The organism is Pseudomonas sp. 32A (genome assembly GCF_052682255.1).
On record NZ_JBQYLY010000001.1, the window covers coordinates 1,237,272 to 1,258,223 of the forward strand.

Annotated in this window: 17 protein-coding genes; 6 read left to right on the forward strand and 11 right to left on the reverse strand. The window is 60.5% G+C overall.

Translation table 11 applies throughout. From position 1 onward, the window contains the following. Positions 1-129: 129 nt before the first annotated feature. From ACUN0G_RS05595 to pcaC, 4 genes are all read left to right on the forward strand, one after another. Complete coding sequence (locus ACUN0G_RS05595) at positions 130-1,425, forward strand: MFS family transporter (protein WP_421525799.1); 1,296 nt, start codon at positions 130-132, stop codon at positions 1,423-1,425. Between the two features lie 49 nt (positions 1,426-1,474). After that, a complete protein-coding gene (locus tag ACUN0G_RS05600; RefSeq protein WP_445572865.1) occupies positions 1,475-2,839 on the forward strand; it encodes a 3-carboxy-cis,cis-muconate cycloisomerase in 1,365 nt (454 codons plus the stop codon). Between the two features lie 10 nt (positions 2,840-2,849). Next, complete coding sequence (pcaD, locus tag ACUN0G_RS05605) at positions 2,850-3,641, forward strand: 3-oxoadipate enol-lactonase (protein ID WP_445572866.1); 792 nt, start codon at positions 2,850-2,852, stop codon at positions 3,639-3,641. 188 nt (positions 3,642-3,829) lie between these two features. Further along, the gene (pcaC, locus tag ACUN0G_RS05610) at positions 3,830-4,228 is read left to right on the forward strand and encodes a 4-carboxymuconolactone decarboxylase (RefSeq protein ID WP_258344065.1); all 399 of its coding nucleotides are present in this window, start codon (positions 3,830-3,832) and stop codon (positions 4,226-4,228) included. Here the strand turns inward: pcaC and ACUN0G_RS05615 are convergent. The 6 genes from ACUN0G_RS05615 to ACUN0G_RS05640 all read right to left on the reverse strand — a co-directional run bounded on the left by ACUN0G_RS05615 (position 4,216) and on the right by ACUN0G_RS05640 (position 14,072). Then, positions 4,216-5,832, reverse strand: coding sequence for a M91 family zinc metallopeptidase (locus ACUN0G_RS05615; protein WP_445572867.1), 1,617 nt, complete (start codon positions 5,830-5,832; stop codon positions 4,216-4,218). The genes pcaC and ACUN0G_RS05615 overlap by 13 nt on opposite strands. Positions 5,833-5,904: 72 nt before the next feature. After that, positions 5,905-6,804, reverse strand: a complete 900-nt coding sequence (locus tag ACUN0G_RS05620) for a polysaccharide deacetylase family protein (protein WP_445572868.1) — start codon at positions 6,802-6,804, stop codon at positions 5,905-5,907. Between the two features lie 78 nt (positions 6,805-6,882). Continuing rightward, positions 6,883-8,133, reverse strand: coding sequence for an OprD family porin (locus ACUN0G_RS05625; protein WP_258344069.1), 1,251 nt, complete (start codon positions 8,131-8,133; stop codon positions 6,883-6,885). A 171-nt stretch (positions 8,134-8,304) separates the two neighbouring features. Further along, on the reverse strand, positions 8,305-9,762 hold the full coding sequence (gene adeC / locus ACUN0G_RS05630) for an AdeC/AdeK/OprM family multidrug efflux complex outer membrane factor (protein WP_445572869.1): 1,458 nt from the start codon (positions 9,760-9,762) through the stop codon (positions 8,305-8,307). Continuing rightward, the gene (locus tag ACUN0G_RS05635) at positions 9,759-12,920 is read right to left on the reverse strand and encodes an efflux RND transporter permease subunit (protein WP_258344073.1); all 3,162 of its coding nucleotides are present in this window, start codon (positions 12,918-12,920) and stop codon (positions 9,759-9,761) included. The genes adeC and ACUN0G_RS05635 overlap by 4 nt, the downstream gene beginning before the upstream one ends. Positions 12,921-12,923: 3 nt before the next feature. Further along, on the reverse strand, positions 12,924-14,072 hold the full coding sequence (locus ACUN0G_RS05640) for an efflux RND transporter periplasmic adaptor subunit (protein WP_258344074.1): 1,149 nt from the start codon (positions 14,070-14,072) through the stop codon (positions 12,924-12,926). Between the two features lie 286 nt (positions 14,073-14,358). Here ACUN0G_RS05640 and ACUN0G_RS05645 point away from each other — a divergent pair, with 286 nt between their 5' ends. Next, positions 14,359-14,991 carry a TetR family transcriptional regulator gene (locus tag ACUN0G_RS05645; RefSeq protein ID WP_063032772.1) on the forward strand — a complete coding sequence of 211 codons (633 nt, stop codon included), beginning with the start codon at positions 14,359-14,361 and terminating at the stop codon, positions 14,989-14,991. Positions 14,992-15,342: 351 nt separating this feature from the next. Here the strand turns inward: ACUN0G_RS05645 and ACUN0G_RS05650 are convergent, their stop codons facing one another. From ACUN0G_RS05650 to ACUN0G_RS05660, 3 genes are read right to left on the reverse strand one after another with little or no spacing between them, the layout of a single operon-like run. Beyond that, the gene (locus ACUN0G_RS05650) at positions 15,343-16,398 is read right to left on the reverse strand and encodes an alkene reductase (protein WP_017479327.1); all 1,056 of its coding nucleotides are present in this window, start codon (positions 16,396-16,398) and stop codon (positions 15,343-15,345) included. A 26-nt stretch (positions 16,399-16,424) separates the two neighbouring features. After that, on the reverse strand, positions 16,425-17,591 hold the full coding sequence (locus ACUN0G_RS05655; RefSeq protein ID WP_063032752.1) for an MFS transporter: 1,167 nt from the start codon (positions 17,589-17,591) through the stop codon (positions 16,425-16,427). Positions 17,592-17,604: 13 nt separating this feature from the next. Then, the gene (locus ACUN0G_RS05660; protein WP_003219793.1) at positions 17,605-17,919 is read right to left on the reverse strand and encodes an ArsR/SmtB family transcription factor; all 315 of its coding nucleotides are present in this window, start codon (positions 17,917-17,919) and stop codon (positions 17,605-17,607) included. A gap of 156 nt (positions 17,920-18,075) precedes the next feature. Here ACUN0G_RS05660 and ACUN0G_RS05665 point away from each other — a divergent pair, with 156 nt between their 5' ends. After that, positions 18,076-18,663, forward strand: coding sequence for an acyl carrier protein phosphodiesterase (locus ACUN0G_RS05665; protein ID WP_258344078.1), 588 nt, complete (start codon positions 18,076-18,078; stop codon positions 18,661-18,663). 77 nt (positions 18,664-18,740) lie between these two features. Here the strand turns inward: ACUN0G_RS05665 and ACUN0G_RS05670 are convergent, their stop codons facing one another. Both ACUN0G_RS05670 and olsB read right to left on the reverse strand, forming a co-directional pair. Continuing rightward, positions 18,741-19,535: a lysophospholipid acyltransferase family protein gene (locus ACUN0G_RS05670; protein ID WP_258344079.1), complete on the reverse strand. Its 795-nt coding sequence runs from the start codon at positions 19,533-19,535 to the stop codon at positions 18,741-18,743. Continuing rightward, entirely contained in the window at positions 19,535-20,290 is a 756-nt protein-coding gene (olsB, locus tag ACUN0G_RS05675) for an L-ornithine N(alpha)-acyltransferase (RefSeq protein WP_093200919.1), read from the reverse strand. Before olsB ends, ACUN0G_RS05670 begins: the two co-directional genes overlap by 1 nt. Between the last annotated feature and the right edge of the window lie 662 nt (positions 20,291-20,952).

Sequence of the window (20,952 nt, forward strand, 5' to 3'; positions counted from 1 at the left end):
CCAAATGTGGGAGCCGGGTTTGCCCGCGATGAGGCCGGCACAGGCAACAAATATCCAAAAGTCTGCTTGCGGAACATGGTTGTTGCAAAGTATGTCTAGGCTATAACCGTTCCCACTGAGTGAAAAAACATGACAACAAAAACCAGCCACTACACCGGAGAAGAACGCAGCAAAAGGATTTTTGCGATTGTCGGTGCCTCTTCCGGCAACCTCGTCGAATGGTTCGACTTCTACGTCTATGCCTTCTGCGCCATCTATTTCGCCCCGGCGTTTTTCCCGTCGGACGACCCCACCGTGCAACTGCTCAACACCGCTGGCGTGTTCGCCGCCGGCTTCCTGATGCGCCCCATCGGCGGCTGGCTGTTCGGCCGGGTCGCGGATAAACACGGTCGCAAGAATTCGATGATGATCTCGGTGCTGATGATGTGCGCCGGCTCCCTGGTCATCGCCTTTTTGCCCACTTACAAAGACATCGGCGCCTGGGCCCCGGCCTTGCTGCTGGTGGCCCGGTTGTTCCAGGGCCTGTCGGTCGGCGGCGAATACGGCACCACCGCTACCTACATGAGTGAAGTGGCGCTCAAGGGCCAGCGCGGGTTCTTCGCCTCGTTCCAGTACGTGACCCTGATCGGCGGGCAACTGCTGGCGGTGTTGGTGGTGGTGATCCTGCAACAGATCCTCACTGAAGAAGAACTGCGTGCCTGGGGCTGGCGCATTCCGTTCGTGATCGGCGCCATTGCGGCGGTGATCTCGCTGTTGCTGCGTCGTACCTTGAAAGAAACCACCAGCAAGGAAACGCGTGAAGACAAGGACGCCGGCAGCATTGCCGCGCTGTTCCGCGATCACAAGGCTGCGTTTATCACCGTGCTCGGTTACACCGCCGGCGGCTCGCTGATTTTCTACACGTTCACCACCTACATGCAGAAGTACCTGGTGAACACCGCCGGGATGCACGCCAAGACCGCCAGCTACATCATGACCGGCGCGCTGTTCTTCTACATGTGCATGCAGCCGGTGTTCGGCATGCTGGCGGACAAGATTGGCCGCCGTAACTCAATGCTGTGGTTTGGCGCGCTGGGCACGCTGTGCACCGTGCCGATCCTGCTGACCCTGAAAACCGTCAGCAGTCCGTTCCTGGCCTTTGTGTTGATCACCCTGGCCCTGGCCATCGTGAGCTTCTACACCTCTATCAGCGGCCTGGTGAAAGCCGAGATGTTCCCGCCACAAGTGCGTGCATTGGGCGTGGGCCTGGCGTATGCGGTGGCGAACGCGATCTTCGGCGGCTCGGCGGAATACGTGGCCTTGGGTCTCAAGTCCATGGGCATGGAGAACACCTTCTACTGGTACGTCACGGCGATGATGGCGGTGGCGTTCCTGTTCAGCTTGCGCCTGCCCAAACAGGCGGCGTACTTGCACCACGATCTGTAACCGTTTGGCGCATGCCCATTGTCGGGTATGCGCCACCTAGGGATGTTTTATGACGATGCGCACGAGCAACCAACTGTTCGACGCCTACTTCACCGCCAACAGCATGGCCGAAGTGTTCTGCGACCAAGGGCGCTTGCAGGGCATGCTGGATTTCGAAGCGGCACTGGCCCGGGCCGAGGCTCAGGTCGGGTTGATCCCGCAGGCGGCCGTCGCGCCCATTGCCCAGGCCTGCCTGGCTTCTCTCTACGACGTGGATGCCCTCGGCGAGGCGATTGCTACGGCGGGCAATTCGGCGATTCCGTTGGTCAAGGCCCTCGGCAAGTTGATCGCCAGCGAAGATGCCGGCGCCGAACGTTATGTGCATCTGGGCGCTACCAGCCAGGATGTGATGGACACCGGCCTGGTGCTGCAACTGCGCAGCGCTGTCGAGTTGATCGAACACGATCTGGCGCGGTTGGGTGACATTCTTGCCGCCCAGGCTCAGCGCTATGGGACAACTCCTCTGGCTGGCCGGACCTGGCTGCAGCATGCAACGCCGGTCACCCTGGGCATGAAAATCGCCGGCTGGCTCGGCGCCGTCACCCGCAGTCGGCAGCGCCTGAGTGAGCTCAAGCCGCGTTTGCTGGTGCTGCAATTTGGCGGGGCTTCCGGAACCCTGGCAGCCCTTGGCGAACAGGCGATGCCGGTGGCGCAAGCCTTGGCGGCCGAGTTGCAACTGGGCCTGCCGGAACAACCCTGGCACACCCAGCGCGACCGGCTGGTGGAGCTTGCTTCGGTGCTTGGCTTGATCGCCGGCAGCCTCGGCAAACTGGGCCGCGACATCAGCCTGCTGATGCAGACCGAAGCGGCAGAAGTGTTCGAACCCTCGGCCCCCGGCAAAGGTGGCTCTTCGACCATGCCCCACAAGCGCAACCCGGTGGGCGCTGCCGTGCTGATCAGCGCCGCCACCCGCGTGCCCGGCCTGGTAGCGACAATGTTCAGCGCCATGCCCCAGGAGCACGAACGCAGCCTGGGCCTGTGGCATGCCGAGTGGGAAACCTTGCCGGAAATTTGCCGGCTGGTGTCCGGTGCGTTGCATCAGGCGCTGCTGGTGAGCGAAGGCCTGGAAGTCGACCCCGGGCGCATGTCCCGGAATCTGGACCTGACCCAAGGCCTGGTATTGGCCGAAGCCGTCAGCATCGTCCTTGCTCAACGCCTGGGCCGCGAAACCGCGCACCATCTACTGGAACAATGCTGCAAGCGCGCCGTCGCCGATGGGCGCCACCTGCGGGCGGTGCTGGGTGACGAACCGCAAGTGACCGCCGAACTTTCGGCAGCCGAACTCGACCGCCTGCTGGACCCGGCGCACTACCTGGGCCAGGCACACACCTGGGTCACCCGGGCCGTGGCCGAACATTTTGCTTTGACTGCCTGAGGAGGCTGCTGTGGGATTTGTACAACTCGCCGATGGCGAACTGAACTACCAACTCGATGGCCCCGAAGACGCACCGGTGTTGGTGCTGTCCAACTCCCTGGGCACCGACCTGCACATGTGGGACATCCAGGTCGAAGCGTTCACGAAGTACTTCCGGGTGCTGCGTTTCGACACCCGAGGCCACGGCAAATCCCTGGTCACCGAAGGTCCCTACAGCATCGAGCAGTTGGGCCGTGACGTGTTGGCGCTGCTGGATGCGCTGGAAATCGAACGCGCGCATTTCTGCGGGCTGTCCATGGGCGGCCTGATCGGCCAGTGGCTGGGGATTAATGCCGGTGAGCGCCTGCGCCGGCTGGTGGTATGCAACACAGCAGCGAAAATCGGCACGCCCGAGATCTGGAACCCTCGGATCGAAATGGTCCTGCGGGACGGTGCGGCAGCGATGGTTGCCCTGCGTGACGCGTCGATTGCCCGCTGGTTCACTGCCGACTTTGCCGAGGCTCATCCTGACCAGGCCAAGCTGATCACCGACATGTTGGCAACGACCAATCCCCAAGGCTATGCCGCAAACTGCGCGGCCGTGCGCGATGCGGATTTCCGTGAGCAACTGTCTTCCATCAAGGTGCCGACCCTGGTGATTGCCGGCAGCGAAGACGCGGTCACGCCGCCGTCTGGTGGGCACTTTATCCAGGAGCACGTGAAGGGCGCCGAGTACGCCGAGTTCTACGCCGCGCACCTGTCCAACGTACAAGCCGGCGCGGCGTTCAGCGATCGTGTGCTGGAATTTCTGTTAGCCCGCTGAGTATCGCTGAACCCTGTGGCGAGGGAGCTTGCTCCCGTTGGGCTGCGTAGCAGCCCCTAAGCAGCCGCAACCGAACTATTTGTAAAACCCCGCAGCGGCCTCACTGGGGCCGCTGCGCGACCCAACGGGAGCAAGCTCCCTCGCCACAGGTTATGTGCCTGTCGTCAACGTTGCATGAGGAGCTTTTTGTGGACGAGAAACAACGTTATGCCGATGGCTTGCAAGTGCGCCGTGAAGTGCTGGGGGACGCCCATGTCGACCGCAGCCTCAACGCCCTGACCGAATTCAACAGCGAGTTCCAGGAAATGATCACCCGCCACGCCTGGGGTGATATCTGGACCCGCCCTGGCCTGCCTCGGCATACCCGCAGCCTGATCACCATCGCCATGCTCATCGGCATGAACCGCAGCGAAGAGCTGAAGCTGCACCTGCGGGCCGCCGCGAGCAACGGCGTGACCCGCGCCGAGATCAAGGAAGTACTGATGCAGAGCGCGATCTACTGCGGAATTCCGGCGGCCAATGCGACGTTTCATTTGGCTGAGTCGGTGTGGGATGAGTTGGGCGTGGAGTCCCGCTATCCGGCCTGATCGGTCTCCGGTCTGATCTTATCGTAGTACTTGGTACGTAACGGAAGACGCATTTCTTCCAGGAGCGCATTTTCTGTAAAGGGCTTTGGATTGGCTGCTGTCGGGGGGGTTGCCCGGTGGTTGTCAAAATCAAAAGGCTGGGCGTTCGTTGGCAGACCTACGGCTTGGCGCTCGCTGTTGGGTTCGCCTTCAGTAGACCCCTGGAGTTTGGTGCCTGTTGCGCCATTATAAGCGTGGGCCATTTCGTGATAGAGGATATTGACGGGGATCGTTGCTTGTTCAGGTACGAAGGAGGGGTTGTAGAGTATCTCTGCGCCTGTGGCCACGGCGCCGCGCTGATTATGCGCGATGTTGCCCCAGGCCTCTGGTACAAGAGTATCTGCCGATTTACCCGCTGCCAGGTGCTCACGCACAGTCGTATTACTAAACTGATAAGCCGCGCCGTCGTCCATATGTTCAACGATATGGACGGGCGAATCGTTTCGCCGCGCCGTGGTGTCCGCAGTGCCTAGCATTACCCTGCCTTGCGGGGACATTCTCAGCAATTCCATATCCTCCTCTAAGTTCTGTTTGAACTCGGGTGATCCTTCTACGATATAGCCGCTTTTGCCCGATTCGTCGGGTATTGAGTGCACGAGAGTCGACCCTGACGTGCGATGAACCTCGTCCGTAGGCTTGGCATAAATCACAGTGTCATCGCTATCCGACCGGACAATGTTTCTATCGCGCCCGGTATAAATCGTGGCAGGGCCATGCGCGACTATAAGGTTGTCACCTTTGCCACCGTGAATGATCGTCGGGTTTTTGCTGTTACCACGGGTGCTTATCATAAAGTCGTGATCGTCACCACCGTCCATGAACAGGCGGCGACCGGGCAAGCCTTTGCCTGCTTGCAGACGATCATTTCCATTTCCGCCTTTGAGAATTCCATTGCCGAAACCTGCGATCAGCGTGTCATTCCCGTTACCACCAAACGCGATGCCATTGCCGCTCCCTAACTTGAGCAGGTCGTTGCCTTCACCACCATATATTCGGGTTCTACCTGCTCCGGCCTGGGCCAAATCATTGCCATCACCCAACTCGATGCAAATGTCATTTTCGACATCTGTGGCGACCAGTACGTGGTCGTCTCCCCCTTTGGTCCTGATGCGCAAGGAAAGAGGTTCATTTTCATATTGAGGAACAAGGTTCAGTTGATAGGACTTCCGGTTGATGATGGCTATCAGACTGCGATCCGGACCTTTTTTGATGAGTACCTTGTCGGCGCTATCGCCCGTCTCGATTACGAGTTCATTGCCACCAGCGTTTACAGGTTGCCCGTCTTTGCTGGCGTAGGTGATCTCCTGATAAATCTTCACGTTCTGGTCGTGACGCAATATGTCGGTGTTGGTGTAAACCTTGTAACTTTTGTCGTACCGATTCTGCTCCGGGATGAGCTTGGAGTGTGCAGAGAAATAAAGGAAATCAATAGGCCTGTCGGGTCCGTAATACCACGTTGCTTTGGTCGAGATAACAATGGGAGGTTGAGGTGTTGATGCAGTGGGCAAGGTATTCGGCGGGGATACGGGGGGATTGGGCAGCGGTGTGACAGGCATCGATGACATATCGGTTATCTCACTGTTGATTAATTTCCATAGGTGGCCGCGTCGAAGCCCGAGTTCCTCATGGTAGGTGGTTTAGTGTGTGTCAGCGTCCCACACCCAATTCCATACCCCCGGTAGATGCACCACTTCGTCGGCGCTCTTCACCGTGCGGGCCATGGCGGCACGCTGCAAGGTTGCCCGGTCGGTATAGAACGGCTGCTGGGCGACCGGCACGCCGTTGATGCGCGCGCTGTCCATCAGGATTTGCAGGTATTCCTTCAAGTGCCAGGCGGTGTAGCGGTTGATGTCGTGGAAGGTCACCACCACCGGGATCACGCCGTCCACCGTCGGTAATTCGCCTCGGGCAATGCGCTCGCGCACCACCGACAGTTGGCGTATCAGGTTCTCCCGTCGGCGGGGGCTGCCATTGAACACCCAGATCACCCCATCGTTTGCACTCAGGTCTGTCAGCAGTACATGCATGCCGTGCTGCTGATAGGCGGCGAAGGTGCGCTTGTCGTAATTCCAGAACGGCGGGCGTACCAGCGTGGGCGGCTGGCCGGTGATGGATTCGAGGGTCGACGAGCCCAGGCTGAGGTAGTGTTCCAGCTCAGCGGGATTCTGCGAGCGATGGTTGCTGTGCCATGGGGTCGCGGTGTGGAAGCCCAGGATATGACCCGCCGCGTGTTCGCGTTCCATGGTCTTGCGGCCTCGCGGGTTGCCGCCGGAGCGGGGCGCCTCGGTCTGCAGAAAGAACACCGCCTTGATTCCCGGTTGTATCGGGTTGTTCGCCAGGTCCGCCATCACCGAGCGGCTGGGGTTCATGAAGCCCGAGGCGCTGGGGCCGTCATCGAAGGTCAGCAAAAAACGGATCGGCGCTTCGGTTTGCAGGCGTTGTTCGGTTTGCGGTGTCAGCGCCAGGGGCGGACCGATGCAGCCGCTTAGACTCAGGGCCAAGGCTAATGCGGCCGATACGATGGCAAAGTGTTTCATGGAGGACTCGAAAGACGTTGGCTGCTGGGGCGGGTCATCCATGACACGCGCGCACCATACAGCAAGTCTGTCGAGGCTTTACAGCAGGCTTATCGGGTAACTGACGATCAACCGGTTTTCATCAAACTCATTGTTGTTGTAATCCCTGCGCATGCTGGAATTGCGCAGGCGCACATTGAGGTTCTTCAATGTTCCGCTCTGCACAACGTAGGCCACTTCAGTTTCCCGTCCCCATTCCTTACCGTCAGTCACCGTGCCGCTGTGTACGTTACTGCCGCTGATATAGCGGTTCATCAGTGTCAGGCCCGGCACACCAAGGGCGGCGAAGTTGTAGTCGTGGCGTACTTGCCAGGACTTTTCCTGGGCATTGTCGTAGCTGGAGTTGTAGCTGTCGTTGGCCAGGGTGCCGCCGCTGGTGCCGTTGACGCGCATCCACGCGCTGTTGCCGGTGAGCTTTTGCAGGCCGACGTAGAAGGTGTTGCCGCCGTATCGGGCCGAGAACAGTCCGGACCAGGTCTTGTTGTCGAGGTCGCCGGCGCGGGCGCTGCCGTCGTCCTTGCCGTAGAAGAACCCGAGGTTGGCGCCCAGGGTCCAGTCGCCTACGGGCTGGCTGTGGATCAGGTTCAGGTATTGCTGGCTGTAGATGTCCTTGAGCTGGGCGTTCCACACGCCGATCTGGGTGCGCTTGTCATTGAAGGCATATTCGCCGCCCTGGAAGTTGAAGCGGTCGGAGGTGAACGCGGTTTTCCCGAACATCGACATGTCGGTCATGCTGCTGTCGTCGCGCGGGCTGTTGGCGCGGAACTGGCCGCCGTACAGGGTCAGGCCGTCGATCTCCTTGGAGGTGATTTGCCCGCCGCGCAGGGTTTGCGGCAAGGAGCGGCCATCGTCCGAACGCAGGATCGGCAATACCGGCATCCATTCGCCGACCTTCACTTCCGTCTTCGAAATCCGCGCCTTGAACGCCACGCCCAGACGCCCGAATTCATCCGCAGGGCGGCCGTCGTGGTCCAGCGGCAACAGCTGGGTGCCACCGGTGCCGCGCCCGCCATCAAGCTTCAATGAGTACAGCCCCAGCACATCCACACCGAAACCTACGGTGCCTTGGGTAAAGCCCGACTTGGCGTCGAGGATGAAACTTTGCGTCCACTCCTGTGCGCCGCCCTGGGTTTTGGTGGGGTTGGTGTAATTGCGGTTGAAGAAGAAATTACGCAGGTTGAGGTTGGCGCTGGCGTCTTCGAGAAAGCCGTGTTCTTCAGCGACAACGGGGAGGGCAAGGCTGGCGACAGCGGTTGCCAGCAGGAGCCGGCGCGGGGCGAAAGTGCTCATGGTGTTGGACCTGTTGTTATTGGGGTTATGCAGGTGGCGGCCATGGTGCGGGGCGATGCGGGGGCGATGAAAGTGGGGGAAGGCGGGTTGTGGGCGATGATCGAACGTAAAGTGTGGGCGTAAAAAAACCGCTTCCTGTGAGGGAAGCGGTTTTTGTTTACTGCGCCACTATCAGAACAGCTTCAAGGGCGGCGCTTCTTCTTTCAACGGTTCGTTCTTCGCGGTTTGTTCGTTCCAGCCACCACCGAGGGCCTTGTACAGGTTGACCTCGCTGTTGAGCTGCGCCAGGCGGTCGGTGATCAGCGATTGCTGGGCACTGAACAGCTGGCGCTGGGCATCGAGGAACGTCAGGTTGCTGTCGACACCAATGCGGTAGCGACGCTCGGCCAGGCGGTAGTAATCCTGGTTGGCCGCGACGAAGCCACGTTGGGCGTCCAGTTGCTGCTTGTAGGTCTCGCGAGCGGCGAGGCCGTCGGAGACTTCCTGGAAGCCGGTCTGGATCGCTTTCTCGTAGTTGGCGACGTTGATCTCTTTCTGGATTTTCGAGTAATCCAGGCTGGCGCGCAGGCTACCGGCGTTGAAGATCGGGATGTTGATCTGCGGTGCAAACGACCAGGTACCCGAACCGCCCTTGAACAGGCCGCCCAGGGTCGGGCTCGCGGTGCCGGCGCTGGCGGTCAGGCTGATGCTCGGGAAGAACGCAGCCCGTGCGGCGCCGATGTTGGCGTTGGCCGCCTTGAGGTTGTACTCGGCCTGCAGGATGTCGGGACGACGTTGCAGCAGGTCCGACGGCAGGCCGGCCGGTACTTCGCTCAGCAGGTTATCAGACAATGGCCGGCTGGCGATGTTCGCCGGCAGGCCGGTGCCCAGCAGCAGGGTCAGGCTGTTTTCGTCCTGAGCCACCTGGCGGGTATAGCGCGCCAGTGCAACCCGGGCGTTTTCCACCGAGGTACGGGCCTGGCTCAAGTCCAGGGCCGACGCCACGCCGACTTCGTTGCTGCGCGAGGTGAGCTTGTAGCTCTGTTCGAACGCACCGAGGGTGTCCTGGGTGAGCTTGAGCAGTTCCTTGTCGGCCTGCCAGGTCAGGTAGGCGTTGGCCACGCTGGCCACCAGGCTGATCTGGGTGGAGCGACGCGCTTCTTCAGTGGCGAAGTATTGTTGCAGCGCTTGTTCGCTCAGGCTACGGACGCGGCCGAACAGGTCCAGCTCATAAGAGCTGATCCCGAGACCCGCCGAATATTGGCTGGTGATGCCTGCTTCGCCGGTCTGCGACAGCTTGGCCGGGGTGCGCGAACGGCTGCCGCTGCCCGTGGCCGAGATTGCCGGGAACAGGTCGGCACGCTGGATCTGGTACTGCGCGGCATACGCGTCGATGTTCAGGGCCGCGACACGCAGGTCGCGGTTATTCACCAGTGCAGTCTGGATCAGCTGCTGCAGGGCAGGGTCATGGAAAAACTGCTTCCAGCCTTGCTCGGCAGCGGCCTGGCCCGGCGCCTGGGCCGACGAATACGCCGGCCCCTGGGGGAACTGCGCGGCTACCGGCGCTTCAGGGCGCTGGTAGTCCGGGATCAGCGAGCAGCCACTGAGCACGAATGCCGTGACGGCTAAGGAAAGTAGCGACTTGCTCATTGGCCAGCCTCTTTAGGAGTTTGCTTGGTTTCAGTCTTTTTACGCTCGCCAGCGGAGGACACGGTTGCATAGAACAGTGGCACCCAGAAGATCGCGAGGACAGTGGCCGTGATCATACCGCCAATTACGCCGGTACCGATCGCATGCTGGCTGCCTGAACCTGCGCCCGTGGAGATCGCCAGTGGCAGTACGCCGAGCATGAACGCCATGGACGTCATGATGATCGGACGTAGACGCATACGGGAGGCCTCGATGGCCGCCTCGACGATGCCTTTGCCTTGCTCGTGAAGCTCCTTGGCGAACTCCACGATCAGGATGGCGTTTTTCGCCGCCAGGCCCACCGTCACCAACAGGCCCACCTGGAAGAACACGTCGTTGGACAGTCCCCGCAGGCTGGTGGCGATCAGCGCACCGATCACACCCAGTGGTACAACCAGAATCACCGCAATCGGGATCGACCAGCTTTCGTACAGTGCCGCGAGGCACAAGAACACCACCAGCAGCGACAAGGCGTACAGCGCAGGTGCCTGGGAGCCGGACAGACGTTCTTCGTACGACAGACCGGTCCAGGAGTAACCAACGCCAGTCGGCAGGTCTTTGGCAATGCGCTCGACTTCCGCCATCGCATCACCGGTACTGTAGCCAGGTGCCGGGGTACCGAGGATTTCCATCGCTGCTACACCGTTGTAGCGCGAGAGTTTCGGCGAACCGAAGATCCACTTGCCCGAGGAAATGGCCGACAGTGGCACCATCTTTCCGGAGGTGCTGCGCACGTACCATTTGTCCAGGTCTTCCGGAGACATACGGCTGGCGGCGTCACCTTGTACATACACCTTCTTCACACGACCGCGGTCGATGAAGTCGTTGACGTAGCTGCCACCCAAGGCAATCGCCAGGGTTTGCTGGATGTCTGCCAGGCTGATGCCCTGGGCACTGGCTTTCTCGTCGTCAACGGTCAGCTCGTACTGCGGCTCATCGTTCACGCCGTTGGGGCGCACGCCCGCCAGGACCTTGCTTTGTGCTGCCGCACCGAGGAACTGGTTCCGTGCAGCCATCAGCTTGTCGTGGCCGACACCACCCTGGTCTTGCAGGAACACGTCGAAGCCGGTGGCGTTACCCAACTCCAGAACCGAAGGTGGCACGATGGCAAATACCATGGCGTCCTTGAAGGCCCCGAAGAAGTAACCCTGGGCACGCTTGGCCACTTCGAATACCGACATGGACGCATCACGCTCGTCCCACGGCTTGAGCATCACGAACGCGAGGCCCGAACTCTGGCCACGGCCGGCGAAGTTGAAACCGTTGACGGTAAACACCGACTTCACGGCCTTGCCTTCGCCAGGCTCGCCTTCCTTGTCATGGAGCAGGAAGGCACGCATGTCGTCGATGACTTTCTGCGTACGTTCCGCCGAAGAACCGACCGGCGTCTGCACCTGGGCAAAGATCACACCCTGGTCTTCCTCGGGCAGGAACGCGCTTGGAATCCGGGTGAACATCCAGATCATGCCGGCGAGGATCAGCGCATAGACCAGGAACGCCGGGATCTTGTGCTTGATCATCGCGCCCACGCCGCGCTCGTACTTCAGTACGCCGCTGTCGAAGGTGCGGTTGAACCAGCCGAAAAAGCCGCGCTTGGGTTGGCCGTGCTTCTCGGGGTCGATCGGCTTGAGCATGGTGGCGCACAGGGCCGGGGTGAAGATCAGGGCAACCAGTACCGACAACGCCATCGCTGAAACAATGGTGATGGAGAACTGCCGGTAGATCACACCGGTGGAGCCACCGAAGAACGCCATCGGCAACAATACCGCCGACAGTACCAGCGCAATACCTACCAGGGCGCCCTGGATCTGACCCATGGATTTGATCGTCGCCTCTTTCGGCGACAGGTGCTCCTCGGCCATTACCCGTTCGACGTTTTCCACGACGACGATGGCGTCATCCACCAGCAAGCCGATGGCCAGGATCATGCCGAACATGGTCAGGGTGTTGATGGTGAAACCGAACGCCGCGAGGATCCCGAAGGTACCCAGCAACACCACCGGTACCGTCATGGTGGTAATGATGGTGGCGCGGAAGTTCTGCAGGAACAGGAACATCACCAGGAACACCAGCACGATCGCTTCGACCAGGGTGTCAACGACACCGGAGATCGATTCGGTCACTACCGGCGTGGTGTCATACGGCACCACAGCCTTCATGCCAGGCGGGAAAAACGGTTCCAGGGACGCCACGGTGGCGCGAATGGCCTTGCCGGTATCCAGTGCGTTTGCACCGGCGGCGAGCTTGATGGCCATACCGGACGCCGGCTTGCCATTGAACTGCGCACTGATGCTGTAGTTCTGGCCGCCCAGTTCGATCCGCGCAACATCGCGCAGGCGAACCTGCGAGCCGTCGGTGTTGACCTTCATCAGAATCTTGCCGAACTCGTCAGCCGATTGCAGACGTGTCTTGCCGATGATGGTGGCGTTCAGCTGGGTGCCGGGCAGGGCAGGCAGACCGCCCAATTGGCCGGTGGCTACCTGGACGTTCTGGGCCGAGATGGCGTTGCTGACATCCACGGGCGTCAGCTGGAAATTGTTCAGCTTGGCCGGGTCGAGCCAGATGCGCATGGCGTACTGGGAACCGAACACCTGGAAGTCACCCACACCGGCGGTCCGGGAAATCGGGTCCTGGATGTTGGAAACGATGTAGTTGGAAAGGTCATCCTTGGTCATGCTGCCGTCTTCCGACACCAGACCGATCACCATCAGGAAGTTCTTCACCGACTTGGTAACCCGGATACCTTGCTGCTGTACTTCTTGTGGCAGCAGCGGGGTCGCCAGGTTGAGCTTGTTCTGTACCTGAACCTGGGCGATGTCCGGGTTGGTGCCCTGGTTGAAGGTGGCGGTGATGGTCATGCTGCCGTCGGAGTTACTGTCCGAGGCCACATAGCGCAGGTTGTCGATACCGTTGAGCTGCTGCTCGATGACCTGCACCACGGTGTCCTGCACGGTTTGTGCGGACGCACCCGGGTAGGTCACCTGGATATCAATGGCGGTTGGCGCAATGGCCGGGTACTGGTTGATGGGCAACTTCAGGATCGACAGTGCCCCGACCAGCATGATCACCAGGGCAATTACCCAGGCGAAAATGGGACGGTCGATAAAAAATTTCGACATGGATTACTCCCCTTTACCAGCATCGGCAGCAGGCGCTGCAGCAGTGCCGGCGGGTTTAGCGTTGTCAGCGTCCTTGACCTTGACTTCGATGCCCGGCTTGATGAATTGCAGGCCTTCGGTGATCACGCGGTCGCCAGCGTCCAGGCCTTTTTCCACCAGCCAGTAGGCGCCGGAAGTGCGGTTGGCCACCAGGACACGTTGCTCGACCTTGTTGTCCTTGTTCACGATCAGCGCCGTCGGTATACCCTTGAGGTCACGGGTGACCCCTTGTTGCGGAGCCAGGATGGCTTTGCTGTTCACGCCGGCTTGCAGCTGGGCGTGTACGAACATGCCTGGCAGCAGGGTGTGATCCGGGTTCGGGAATACGGCACGCAGGGTCACGGAACCGGTGGTCTGGTCGACCGAGACTTCGGAGAACTCCAGCTTGCCGTCCAGCTTGTAGTCGCTGCCGTCTTCCAGGGTCAGCTTGACCTTGGCTGCGTTTTCGCCGGCTTTTTCCAGCTGGCCGCTTTCCAGGTCGCGACGCAGTTTCAGCATTTCGGCGGAGGACTGCGTGACGTCGACGTAGATCGGGTCCAGTTGCTGGATCACGGCCATGGCGTCGGCCTGGCCGTTGCTGACCAGCGCGCCTTCGGTGACCGAAGAACGGCCGATACGCCCGGAGATCGGGGCAAAGACCTTGGTGTAGCGCACGTTGATCTGGGCCGTTTGCAGATTGGCTTCAGAAGTCATGCGGTTGGACACCGCAGTGTCGTATTCCTGACGGCTGACGGCTTGCTCGTCGACCAGTTGCTTGTAGCGATCGGCAATCGACTTGGTCTGGGCGAGGTTAGCCTGGGCGCTTTTCAGGGAAGCGTCATACACCGACGGATCGATCTGATAGAGCTGCTGGCCTTCCTTGACGTCGGCCCCTTCCTTGAACAGACGCTTGAGAATGATGCCGTTAACCTGAGGGCGAACCTCGGCAATGCGATAGGCCGTGGTGCGGCCTGGCAGCTCGGATGTCAGGGTAAAGGCTTGAGGTTGAATAGTGACCACGCCGACCTGAGGGGTTTGAGCGGGCGGAGCCGCTTCTTCCTTTTTACATCCGCTGAGCAGCGATGCCAGGGCGACGGCAGTAACCAGGGCGGTAACAGCTGGCTTAAGTTGCATGAAGATCCTCGGGTCAGGCGCGCAGGGTGCGCACAAGAAGTGTGGAAGGGTAAAAAACAGGCACTGAGTAGATAAGTAGCTTGCTACGCAATATACTTACGTTCATGGCTGTTTGTAAACTCTTGACAGGCTTCGCGGAATGTTGACAAAGCACTGCCCAAAGCCTCGATTCTAGTACGTTCGACGCCCATGAAGGCGTCGTCCCACAATTATTCAGATGATGGTTACCGGCTCCTGAATTGCCGTTACCTATCACCCCAGGATTCCTGATTGAGGTTTTACTGCCATGGTTCGTCGTACCAAAGAGGAAGCTCAGGAAACGCGCAGCCAGATTCTTGAAGCGGCCGAGCAAGCCTTTTACGAACGCGGGGTTGCGCGTACCACACTGGCGGATATCGCCACTCTGGCAGGCGTGACGCGCGGTGCCATCTACTGGCACTTCAGCAACAAGGCCGACCTGGTGCAGGCGATGCTCGACACGCTGCACGAGCCGCTGGATGAATTGGCCAGGGCCAGTGAGAGCGAGGACGAGGTTGATCCGCTGGGTTGCATGCGCAAGCTGCTGATTCATCTGTTCCATCAAGTGGCCCTGGACCCGAAGACCCGGCGCATCAATGAGATTTTGTTTCATAAGTGCGAATTCACCGATGAAATGTGTGATCTGCGCCGTCAGCGGCAGACCGCCAGCCTTGAATGCAACCTGCGCATCGGGCTGACCCTGCGTAACGCGGTCCATCGCGGGCAGCTTCCGGAGAATCTCGACACCGTACGTGCGGCGGTGTGCATGCACGCCTATATCGACGGAATTCTCGGCCAATGGCTGCTGGTACCCGACAGTTTTCAGTTGGCCCAGGACGCAGAGCGGTGGGTTGATATCGCGTTGGACATGCTGCGCTTGAGCCCTGGCCTGCGCAATTAAGACAAAATGCGTAATTGCGACCAGTTGTGTCAACAATAAAGACCAGGGGAGGTCAACCAGACTTTTCCCTGATTTTGTGGGGTGACTTTATATACGGGCTAGCGGGTGGTTGATAGGTAGTTTGCTAAGTATTTTGTAGCAATATTGTTGCAAGGCTGTGAAGGAATGTTACCCGCGCCATCTGCAGGAGCGAGCTGGCTCGCGAAGATTGTCAACGATAACGCAGGCATTCTGGATTAACGCGTCACCTGGGCGTTTTTCGCGAGCAAGCTCGCTCCTACAGGGAATGTGTCCCGCCGCCCATAAAAAAGCCCCGGCTCTCGCAAGCCGGGGCTTTTTCGTTTCAGAAGATCAGAGTGCCAGGGTTGGATAGTCGATGTAGCCGACCGGGCCCTTGGCGTAGAACGTCTCTGGGTGTGCTTCGTTCAGCGGCGCATCGGCCTTCAGGCGAGCGGGCAGGTCCGGGTTGGCGATGAACGGCACGCCGAATGCCACGGCATCCGCCTTGCCCGAGGCGAGCCAGGCGTTGGCGCTGTCCTTGGTGAAGCGTTCGTTGGCGATGTACGGGCCGCCGAAAGCTGCTTTCAGTTGTGGGCCGAGGCTGTCGCCTGCTTCCTTTTCACGGGAGCAGATGAACGCGATGCCACGTTTGCCCAGCTCTTTGGCGACGTAGGTGAAGGTTTCCGACAGGTTGGCATCGCCCATGTCGTGTGCGTCGGCACGCGGTGCCAGGTGCACACCGACACGACCGGCGCCCCAGACTTCAATCACTGCGTCAGTGACTTCGAGCAGCAAGCGTGCACGGTTTTCCAGGGAGCCACCGTAGTTGTCGGTACGCTGGTTGGTGCTGCTTTGCAGGAACTGGTCAAGCAGGTAGCCGTTCGCACCGTGGACTTCCACGCCGTCAAAGCCGGCGGCCTTGGCGTTCTCGGCACCTACGCGGTAAGCGTCGACGATATCGGCAATTTCAGCGATTTCCAGGGCGCGCGGGGTAGGGTAGTCGGCCAGTGGACGCACCAGGCTGACGTGGCCCTTGGCCGCGATGGCGCTTGGGGCAACCGGTGCTTCGCCGTCCAGGTACGACTCGTGGGAGATCCGGCCCACGTGCCACAGTTGCAGGAAGATCTTGCCGCCCGCGCCGTGTACGGCCTTGGTTACATTGGCCCAGCCGCGCACCTGGTCGTTGGACCAGATGCCCGGGGTGTCCGGGTACCCCACGCCCATTGGCGTCACGGAAGTGGCTTCGCTGAGGATCAGACCGGCGGAAGCGCGTTGTACGTAGTACTCAGCCATCAGCGCATTGGGCACGCGACCGGCATCGGCACGGCAGCGGGTCAGCGGCGCCATGATGATACGGTTCGACAGTTCCAGGTCGCCCAGTTTGATCGGATCGAAAATAGTCGTCATGGGATAACACCCTTCTCTTTAGTTGATCAGTTAGTCGCGGGGGCCAGGTCGGCATCGCCGGTCTGACGGAAAGTAATCAGGGTCACCAGCAGCGCGAGCACCGCCAGTGCCGCAGCAGCCAGGGGCACGCTGGTCAGGCCGAAACCGTGGGCAATCACGCTGCCGCCCACCCAGGCGCCGAGGGCGTTGCCGATGTTGAAGGCGCCGATGTTCAAGGTGGACACCAGGTTCGGCGCCGCTTTACCGAAGGTCACCACGTTGATTTGCAGCGCCGGTACGGCGGCAAACGAGGCGGTGGCCCAGAGGAACAGGGTGATTTCAGTCGGGATTACGGCGACGCTGGTCCAGGTCAGTACCGTGGACACCACCGCCATGCTGATGAACACACCGATCAAGGTGGCGGCCAGGCGCTTGTCGGCCAGCTTGCCGCCGATGATGTTGCCGACGGTCAGGCCCAGGCCGATCAGCAGCAGGGTCCAGGTCACGCCTTTGGGCGAGACGCCAGTGACATCCCCCAGCAGCGGCGCGACGTAGGTGAAGAGGGTGAACATCGAGGCGGCGAATAACGCGGTCATGCTCAGCGACAGCCAGATTCCGGCACCTTTGAGCGCTCTCAGTTCGGCGCGCATGTCGAGTTTTTCCTCGTCACGCTTGGCCGGCAGGAAGCGGATCAGGCCGATCAACGCAATCACACCTATGACTGTCACGGCCCAGAACGTCGAGCGCCAGCCGGCTTCCTGACCCAGCGCGGTGCCCAGCGGCACGCCGAGCACGTTGGCCAGGGTCAGGCCGGTGAACATCAGCGCCACGGCCGAAGCACGCTTGTTGGCCGGCACCAGGTTGGCGGCGACCACCGAACCGATACCAAAGAAGGCGCCGTGGCACAGCGCGGTGACCACACGGGCGAACATCAGCACGTTGTAGTCGCTGGCCAGGGCGCAGAGCAGGTTGCCGACGATGAAGATGCCCATCAACGCTACCAGCGCGGCCTTGCGCGGCAGCTTGGCGGTGGCCAGTGCCATGAACGGCGCACCGATGGCCACGCCCAGGGCGTAACCGGTCACCAGCCAGCCGGCGCCGGGAATCGATACACCGAGGTCGGCCGCCACATCGGGCAATAGGCCCATGATGACGAACTCGGTGGTACCGATGGCGAAGGCGCTTAAGGCCAGGATGAGTAGCGAGAGAGGCATGGGTGGGTCCTTGTTACAGCGGTGCGCTGAGTTCTTCGGTGAGCGCTTTGAGGAAGGCTTGGATCACGTCCTCATTGCGTTTGAAAAAGTGCCATTGGCCGGCCTTCTGGCTGCTGATCAGCCCCGCCCGTTGCAGGTTCGCCAGGTGCGCCGACACGGTGGACTGGGACAGTCCGCAGCGTTGGTCGATCTGCCCGGCGCAAATGCCGTATTCGTGGTTGTGCAACTGCTCGGGGAATTGCACTTTCGGGTCTTTCAGCCAGTTGAGGATGTCTCGCCGTACTGGGTGCGCCAGGGCTTTTATTATTTCGTCGAGGTCGATGGACATGGCAGTGATGCTCAAGTTTGTAAAACGTTATATCGCGATGAGGCGAACTTTAAATCGTTATATCCCGATACACCAATATGATTTTGGTCTTAAGCCAGGGTAAATCGGTATATCGGGTTATAACGATACGTTGGCAGCAGTGCTAAACTGCGCGCCATGAATTATCTCGCACATCTGCACCTTGGCGGCCAACTTCCTGCTCAATTGCTCGGCAGCCTGTATGGCGACTTTGTTAAAGGTCGCCTGCAAGGCCAGTTCAGCCCGCAAATCGAGTCGGCGATTCAGTTGCACCGCTCAATTGATCGCTACACCGACAGCCATCCACTGATAGGGGAGGCGCTGTCGCGCTTCACACTGACCCGACGCCGCTACGCCGGGATCGTCCTCGATGTGTTTTTCGACCACTGCCTGGCGCGGGATTGGGCGTTGTACGCCGATCAGCCACTGGAGCGTTTTACCTCCCGGGTTTACCGGGTGCTCGCCGAAGAGCCGGCGCTGCCGGGTCGGCTGGCGCAGATTGCGCCGTACATGGCGGCGGATGACTGGCTGGGTTCGTATCGGGAATTTGCGGTGATGGAGCAGGTGCTGCGGGGAATTGGCCGGCGCCTGACACGGCCCGAAGAACTGGGCCATGCCATGCAGGAATTGCGAGCGCTGTATGAGCCGTTGAGCGAGGACTTCCGGGTGTTTTACCCGATCTTGCAGACATTCTGTAGGAGCGAGCTTGCTCGCGAAGATCGTTAACGATAACGCAGTGCTCCCGGTCGCCCGTGTCGCCTATTAGCTTTTCGCGAGCAAGCTCGCTCCTACAGGGTATGCGTTCAGGCCGCGGCCAGGGTTCCGGCTCGGCGCGGTTCTGCCGGCTGCACCACTTCACCAAACAACGCCTTCTGCACCGCCTGCTGCGCCTGGAACGCCAGCGCCGCACGTTCCTGCCCGGCGCAGGCAATCGGCTTGAGCAGATGAATTTCCACATCGCCCTGATCATTGCCAAACAACCGCATCAGGTGCGAGAGCAAATCATCATCGCCAATGAATGGTGCCAGCGGGTCGATTTTGCCGTCTCGCAGGTAACGAATCGCCACCGGTTGCAACGACACGTCGGCATCAATCGCACTGGCCAGTAACCGCCCATGAAAAGTACGCAGGGTGCGGCCATCGGTGGTGGTGCCTTCCGGGAACATCAACAGCGGGTGTTTGTGTTCCAGGTGACGCGTCATCTGTTTGCGGATCAACTGGCTGTCACCTGAACCACGACGGATAAACAGGCTGCCGGCCTTGGCTGCCAACCAGCCCGCCACCGGCCAGGTGCGTACCTCGGCCTTGGACAGGAACGACATCGGCGCCACCATTCCCAGCAGCGGAATGTCGGTCCACGACACATGGTTGCTGACCCACAGCATGGACTGCTGCGGCAACTCACCGTGAACGGTTACGCGAAAGGGCAAGGCGTTGGTCAACCGCGCCATGAAAAACCGCGACCAGCGTTGCCGGCGCACCATCGAGTTGGCCACCCCCAAACGCTCAAATACGCCAAACACACTGGCCATGGTCAAACCCAGGGCCACCACCACCAGCACGCGGGCAATTCGCCCGTACACCCGAAGGCGGCTCATCACATGGCCGCCTTGAAGTGGCGGGCATAACGCGGGCACAGCTCGTCGCGCTTGAGCAGGATGAACACGTCGGCCACCTGGAAGTCTTCGTCCCAGCACGGTTCGCCGCAAATCTTCGCGCCCAGGCGCATATAGGCCTTGAGCAGGGGCGGCATTTCGGCGATGACGTTGGATGGCAGGTCCAGCGCTGGCAGCGGTTTTTTCGGCTCGGCCCGCAGGTGTTCGTTGCACAGGTAGCGTTCGCGCAGGCGCTGCATGATCGCGTGGGCCTGGATGCCGCCGTCGTGCATCGGGATGCTCGCGCAGCCCATCAGGTAGCTGTAGCCGCCCTGGTTGAGCACTTCGGCCAACTCGCCCCACAACACCGCGATGGTGCCGCCGTTGCGGTAGGCGGGGTCGACGCAGGTGCGGCCGATTTCCAGGATCGGGCCTTTGAGGTGCAGCAGGCCGTGGAGGCTGAATTCCTCTTCACTGTAGAAGCGGCCCAGGGTGCTGGCGGCCTGGTGGTCGAGCAAACGGGTGGTGGCGACGAGTCGACCGCTGTTCAAATCCCGCACGCCGATGTGGCTGCAGTGAACATCATAGTCATCCATGTCCAGGCCCAGTTCAGCGCCTTTCAGCTTGGCGTGGAATTCGCCGCTGAACACGTTGAAGCGCAGGGCCTGGGCTTCCTGCAAAGCCTGAGCGCCGATCAGGCGTTCGGCTTGCAGGCGGCGTTCATTGCCGGTGTCGCTGATGCGGGCGATCTGAGTCATGGCGAGTCTCCGAGTGCCGGCCATGGTTGCGGCCGGTCGACTTGTTTGTGCCATGTCAGGCTATGTAGGGCCGGTGTCATCTCCATGAAGTTACGGTGACGCTTAGATGACAGGGGGCTTGGTGGTGGTTTGCAGGGGGGGTGAGTACATATCCGTTATTTAGGTAACGGCCGCTTATGGTTCCGCTCTTACAGCGGGTCACTTTTGGCAAACGCCCCAAAAGTAACCAAAAGGTCTTTGCCCCACCACTCGGTGCCTCGCCCAGGCTCGGCATGCCCGCACTCCGGCCCGGTTCCGCGGGCCGCCGCGACGGGCCATCCATGGCCCGGCGCGGCTAAATCGGCTTCCCTGCCGATTTACCCGCTCCACCGTGCCTACTTGCGGCCATCGTGGTTAACGGGGCCCGCAGATCAAGATCAAAAGCAGATCAAGATCAAAAGCACGCAGCCTCGCTGGTGCTCGACAGCTGCTACGGGCGGGGTGGCTCTGCTTTTCTGTGGGAGCGGGCTTGCTCGCGAAAAACCTGAGAGCGCCGCGTTCATTCAGGATGCCCGCGTCATCGTTAACGACCTTCGCGAGCAAGCCCGCTCCCACATTTTTTGGACCGTGCCCGCTTTAGCTTTTGATTTTGCTCTTCAACACTCAAGCCGGCCGGGAGGCCG